The organism is Capnocytophaga sp. oral taxon 380 str. F0488 (assembly GCF_000318255.2).
In the GTDB taxonomy this organism is placed as follows: domain Bacteria; phylum Bacteroidota; class Bacteroidia; order Flavobacteriales; family Flavobacteriaceae; genus Capnocytophaga; species Capnocytophaga ochracea.
Window position 1 is genome coordinate 14851 of the sequence record NZ_KB291180.1, and the last position, 5481, is coordinate 20331.

Consider the following 5481-nt stretch of genomic DNA (forward strand, 5'->3'; position numbering starts at 1 on the left):
GAAAAGTGTAGCTTACGCTACAGAAATCTTACAATTCTTTACAAATCAAACAAATAGGCAACAAGTTGCTTTTAGACACATATTCTGCTATGCCAGCTCGCAAACTACAGACAGATTACACGGATTGCACGGATAGTCTTTCAATTGACAATTGACAAATGTGATGCGCACGGATTGGCAACTGCGTTGCTGGATTTCACGGATTATAATACAAATACAATTGTAAATCAGTATTGTATATATTGAATAGATATTATAGTCAAACAAAAATAGATTACGACTCAATAGGCTTGTTTTTAGAGGGCGATTTGCAAATTGCCCCCTACAATATACTGAAAAAGCGACTGATTATCAGTGTATCAATTTTACTAAGGGTCGTAGTACGACAAGGTGAGAGCTACACGAGCAGGTGGGAAATTAGAGAATTAGAAAATGAGGGTGTGTAGTTAATCGGAGTTCTCAGAAAATCTCGGAGAGGCTCAGGACATCACTGATGACTAAAAACTAAGTACTAAATTTTGCTAATTTACAAATTAGTTATTATCTTTGTCGCCAGATTACTAATGGAGAGAATTGCCTTAATAGGGAGAATTGCCTCACATACTCAGCTGCGCCAGCTCGCTAACTTTGCCCCTACGACATAACACAAAACTTGATTTATATTAATAACTAAAAACAATGAAAACATTACGTACTTACAGCGATTTTAAAGATATCGTTTTTGATAAGAAAGAAGTGGCTATTAGCAAAGAAGCTAAAGCCCTCATTGAAGAGAGTTACGCTTTCTTAAAAGACTTTGCAGAGAACAAAATCATTTATGGCGTGAATACGGGCTTTGGACCGATGGCGCAATATCGCATTGAAAAAGAAGACCAATTGCAGTTGCAATACAACCTTATCCGCAGTCATAGTTCGGGCTTAGGGGAGGTGTTTGATGAAGAAACCGTGCGTGCGGCTATATTGTGTAGACTTACGAGCTTGTCGTTAGGCAAATCGGGGGTGCATATAGAGGCAATTGAACTGATGCGCGACCTATTGAACTACTGCATTACCCCGCTTATTTTCCAACACGGAGGCGTGGGTGCTAGTGGCGACCTTGTGCAGTTAGCCCATCTCGCCTTAGTGCTCATAGGCGAAGGAGAAGTGTTTTACAAAGGCGCGCGCAGACCTACGGCGGAAGTATTTGCCGAAGTGGGACTCAAACCGTTACAAATACACTTACGCGAGGGACTTTCGCTGATGAACGGCACGTCGGTAATGACGGGCTTGGCAGGGGTGAATGTGTATTACGCACAAAAGCTATTGGATTGGACAGTGAAGTTCACAACGGCTATCAACGAGCTAGTACAGACTTATGACGACCATTTTTCATCTGAATTAAACAACGCCAAAAAACATACTGGGCAAAAAGAAATCGCCCGAATGATGCGCGACTTTTTGCACGACAGCAAGCGCACCCGCAAGCGTGCAGATTACCTCTACAAAGGAGAACACAACGAAACTGTATTTAAAGAAAAGGTGCAAGAATACTACTCCTTGCGCTGTGTACCACAGATACTCGGGGCTGTATACGACACTATTGCGCATACTGAGCGCATCGTAGAAGAGGAACTGAACTCGGCTAACGACAACCCAATAGTAGATGTGTCTACCCAACAGGTATATCACGGGGGCAACTTCCACGGCGATTATATATCTCTTGAAATGGACAAGCTTAAACTGGTAGTTACCCGTATGACAATGCTTGCTGAGCGACAGCTCAACTACCTATTGAACCCTAAAATCAACGAGCTATTGCCACCATTTGTGAACGCAGGGAAATTGGGCTTTAACTTCGGTATGCAAGGGGTGCAATTCACAGCTACCTCCACCACTGCCGAGTGTCAAACCCTCTCTACCTCGATGTATGTGCATAGTATCCCGAACAATAACGACAATCAGGACATCGTGAGTATGGGTACCAATGCGGCGACTCTTACCCATAAAGTGATAAACAACGCTTTTCAGGTGCTTGCTATTGAGGCTATCACCATTGCGCAGGCTATCGATATCTTGGGCTGTTATGACGAGCTTTCGAGCACTACAAAAGAATGGTATAGGGAAATAAGAGCCATTATTCCGTTCTTTAAGGAAGATTTGGTGTTTTATACTTACTTGAAGGAAGCCACCAACTTTTTAAAAGATAAGAGATAAGAGGTAAGAGGTAAGAAATGTAGGACGGTTTTAGGTAGAAAATAGATTACTTAAATCAATATATAAATTCAATCAATAATAAATCAATAACAAATATTAAACAAGAGTGTATTCAGTAAAATAAGAGCCCCTACCCCTCTTATCTCTTACTTCTTACCTCTTACCTAAACAAAATGAGAACTAGTATAGTAAGAAATAAATCAAAGGATTTTGCTTTAAGAATTATACACCTATATGAATATCTGAAAGAGCAAAAAAGAGAATATGTAATATCTAAACAGATATTGAGGTCAGGAACAAGTATTGGTGCTAATTTAGCAGAACAAGAATTTGCTATCTCTGATGCTGACTATTTGAATAAAGCAAGCATAGCCTTAAAAGAAGCTGCTGAAACAGATTATTGGTTAGAGCTCCTTTATAGAGCACAATATTTAACAACTACAGAGTATAATAATATTCACGCAGACTGTGATGAAATCATTAAAATGCTTGCACAAACGGTAAAAACTACAAAAGAGAAGTTGAATAGATAAGAGATAAGAGGTAAGAAATGTAGGACGGTTTTAGGCAGAAAATGGATTACTTAATTCAATAATAAATTAAATCAATAATAAATATTAAACAAGAGTGTATTCAGTAAAATAAGAGTCTCTATTTCTCTTATCTCTTACTTCTTACCTCTTACCTAAATAAAATGAGAAAGTATGCTATTATTACAGGTGGTTCGCGAGGTATAGGGCGCGCTATATGCGAAAAGCTCGCACAAGACACCGATTATCATTTACTCATTGCTTACCAAAACAATGAGGTAGCTGCACTTGAAACACTCAATCACATCAAGAAATTAGGACGTGAGGGAGAGATTATACGCTTTGACGTATCTGACCACCAAAGTACTACCGAAGCCCTTACCAAATGGCAACACGACAATAAAGATGCCGTAGTAGAGGTGATTGTGAACAACGCGGGTATTAACCGTGATGGACTCTTTATGTGGATGCCCCAAGAGGATTGGAGCAAGGTGATTTCCACTACCCTCGACGGCTTCTACAATGTAACTAATTTCTTTATCCAAAAGATGCTACGCCATCGTTATGGACGTATTATCAACATCTCATCGGTATCGGGAGTGAAGGGAACCGCAGGGCAAACTAACTACTCGGCTGCCAAAGGAGCGATTATTGCGGCTACCAAAGCCTTGGCGCAAGAAGTAGCCAAAAGACACATCACCGTGAATGCCATTGCTCCTGGTTTTATACGCACTGATATGACCTCTTCTCTCAACGAAGAAGACCTCGTGAAACTTATACCGGTAGGTCGTTTTGGGGAAGCCGAAGAAGTAGCTGACCTCGTATCGTTTTTAGTCTCTAAAAAAGCTTCGTATATCACCGGAGAAGTGATTAATATCAACGGGGGAGTGTATAGTTAGGTAAAAGGTAAAAGATAAAAGGTAAAAGGTTATTACACAAAAAGCATTGGCAAAGGTCGTAGCACGACCTTTGCCAATGCTTTCTTAATAATATCAATTGTTAATAAAGAATTATCCTTGGTGAGTTTTCTTCAATAAATCGTTTACTACTTTTACGGGGTTGAAGGTGATGATAGGTACTTCTACGAATAGGGTAATCCAGTGAGCCATTGAGCCGTTCCACAAACCAGGGAGTTCGAGAGCTTTTAGCGGTCTGCCCATAAAGGTTTTGGAAGTTATAAAGGCTTGGTTAGGATCTACGTACTGTTGTAAATCGAATTTCTCGCCTTTATAGTTCTTCGTGCCACAAACCAAATCTACGGGGTTAAAGTGAGTAGATTGCTGGAAAATTTCCTTTTGCTTGGCATCTGCCATATTCACCTGTGCAGATTCGATGATTTGTAAACTATAGTTTTCTCCATCTTTCACCCAGAAAGGACCTCCACCGGGTTCTCCTTCGTTCTTCACCATTCCGCATACGCGTATAGGGCGATTCAGTTGCTCTTTGATAAACTCCATAGCATATTGACGGCGGAATTTATAGAGATAATCGGGAACAGAGATATTAATTTCTTTGAGGAAATCGAGGATATGCTTAATCTCTTTCTTCTTAATCTTATCATTATCTATACGATGTAGGATTTTAAACACTTCGTCTTGTACTTCACATAGTTTTCCGGCGAGCGCTTCTTTGTAAAACACGGTCTCATCGGTATACTTTTTCACTACCACATTATCAATATTCTTGATGAAGATGATGTCGGCATCGATATCGTTGAGGTTGCTGAGTAGCGCTCCGTGACCCGCAGGGCGGAAGAGTAAATTGCCTTCTTCGTCGCGGAAAAACTCATTATCTTCGGTTACCGAAATTGTATCAGTACTTGGTTTTTGGTAAGAGAAAGTTACATCGAAAGTAATGTTATAGCGTTCTTCGAGTATAGGTTTGATATGGTTGAGTTCCTTATAAAAAGCTTCGGTATGTTGCTCGGTGATGGTGAAGTGCAGGTGGGCTTCTTCCTCATCGGAGGCATAAAGTACTGCTTCGCGGAAGTGCTCTTCAAAAGGAGTAGCGATTTTCTCGGAATGCTTATGGAAAGGTAATAATCCCTTAGGCATATTGCCATAGCCCAACCCTTCTTCATTGAGAAGCGTATTGACGATGATGTGTTTTTGGATATCTTCGTTTAGTGAGGAAAAGTCGGGGTGATTTTTATCAATAGCAACTTTTAAGATAGGATAAAAGGCAAAGCGTTCGAGACCTTCGAAGAAGGTTTTAACTTCCTTGTTACCTGTTCTATTGACATAAGCTATAAATGACTCACGATCGGGTTCGAAATCGTCTCGGAAAGCGAAAAGAGCTTTAAACATACGGGTAGCCGCACCAGAGGCAGGCACGAATTTGAGGATAGTGTTACCTCGTTTTCGTTTTTGGTATATAGCAGCGTACTTGGCGGCTTCTTCTTTGCTGAGCGGAATAATACCATCGTCTATCACAGCGGCTTTATACAGTTGTATAGGAGGAATTCCTTGTTTGAATTGCGCTATTTGGGCATCGAGTATTTCTTCGGAGATCCCTTTTTTAATGAGCAATTGGCGGTCTTTTTCTGTTAATTCATTCATAATATAATAGTTTCGTTTAACATTCTAAAACTTACGATTGTTTTAGAGGACAAAGATATAAACAAAAAAAGATAAAAGCAAATAAAAAGCAAAAAAAAGTTTTTGGAAGGTAAAAGGTAAAATTTATGACAGCTGAGTATGTGGCAAATTAGAGAATTAGGAAATTAGGAAATGAGGAAATGAGGAAATGAGGAAATGAG

At 40.0% G+C, this 5481-nt stretch carries 4 protein-coding genes; 3 read left to right on the forward strand and 1 reads right to left on the reverse strand.

From position 1 onward, the window contains the following. Window positions 1-678: 678 nt before the first annotated feature. The 3 genes from hutH (at window position 679) to fabG (ending at window position 3622) form a co-directional block, all read left to right on the forward strand. On the forward strand, window positions 679-2193 hold the full coding sequence (gene hutH / locus HMPREF9078_RS01980; RefSeq protein WP_009419046.1) for a histidine ammonia-lyase: 1515 nt from the start codon (window positions 679-681) through the stop codon (window positions 2191-2193). Window positions 2194-2366: 173 nt separating this feature from the next. Further along, window positions 2367-2726, forward strand: coding sequence for a four helix bundle protein (locus HMPREF9078_RS01985; RefSeq protein ID WP_002674823.1), 360 nt, complete (start codon window positions 2367-2369; stop codon window positions 2724-2726). A 161-nt stretch (window positions 2727-2887) separates the two neighbouring features. Then, entirely contained in the window at window positions 2888-3622 is a 735-nt protein-coding gene (fabG, locus tag HMPREF9078_RS01990) for a 3-oxoacyl-ACP reductase FabG (RefSeq protein ID WP_009419047.1), read from the forward strand. Window positions 3623-3733: 111 nt separating this feature from the next. Here the strand turns inward: fabG and HMPREF9078_RS01995 are convergent, their stop codons facing one another. Further along, complete coding sequence (locus HMPREF9078_RS01995; protein ID WP_009419049.1) at window positions 3734-5281, reverse strand: DUF4301 family protein; 1548 nt, start codon at window positions 5279-5281, stop codon at window positions 3734-3736. Window positions 5282-5481: the final 200 nt, after the last annotated feature.

What these genes read in the sequence shown, in the direction of transcription:
- hutH (WP_009419046.1), top strand. Translation starts at nt 679, where the DNA reads ATGAAAACATTACGTACTTACAGCGATTTTAAAGATATCGTTTTTGAT.
- HMPREF9078_RS01985 (WP_002674823.1), top strand. Translation starts at nt 2,367, where the DNA reads ATGAGAACTAGTATAGTAAGAAATAAATCAAAGGATTTTGCTTTAAGA.
- fabG (WP_009419047.1), top strand. Translation starts at nt 2,888, where the DNA reads ATGAGAAAGTATGCTATTATTACAGGTGGTTCGCGAGGTATAGGGCGC.
- HMPREF9078_RS01995 (WP_009419049.1), bottom strand. Translation starts at nt 5,281, where the DNA reads ATGAATGAATTAACAGAAAAAGACCGCCAATTGCTCATTAAAAAAGGG.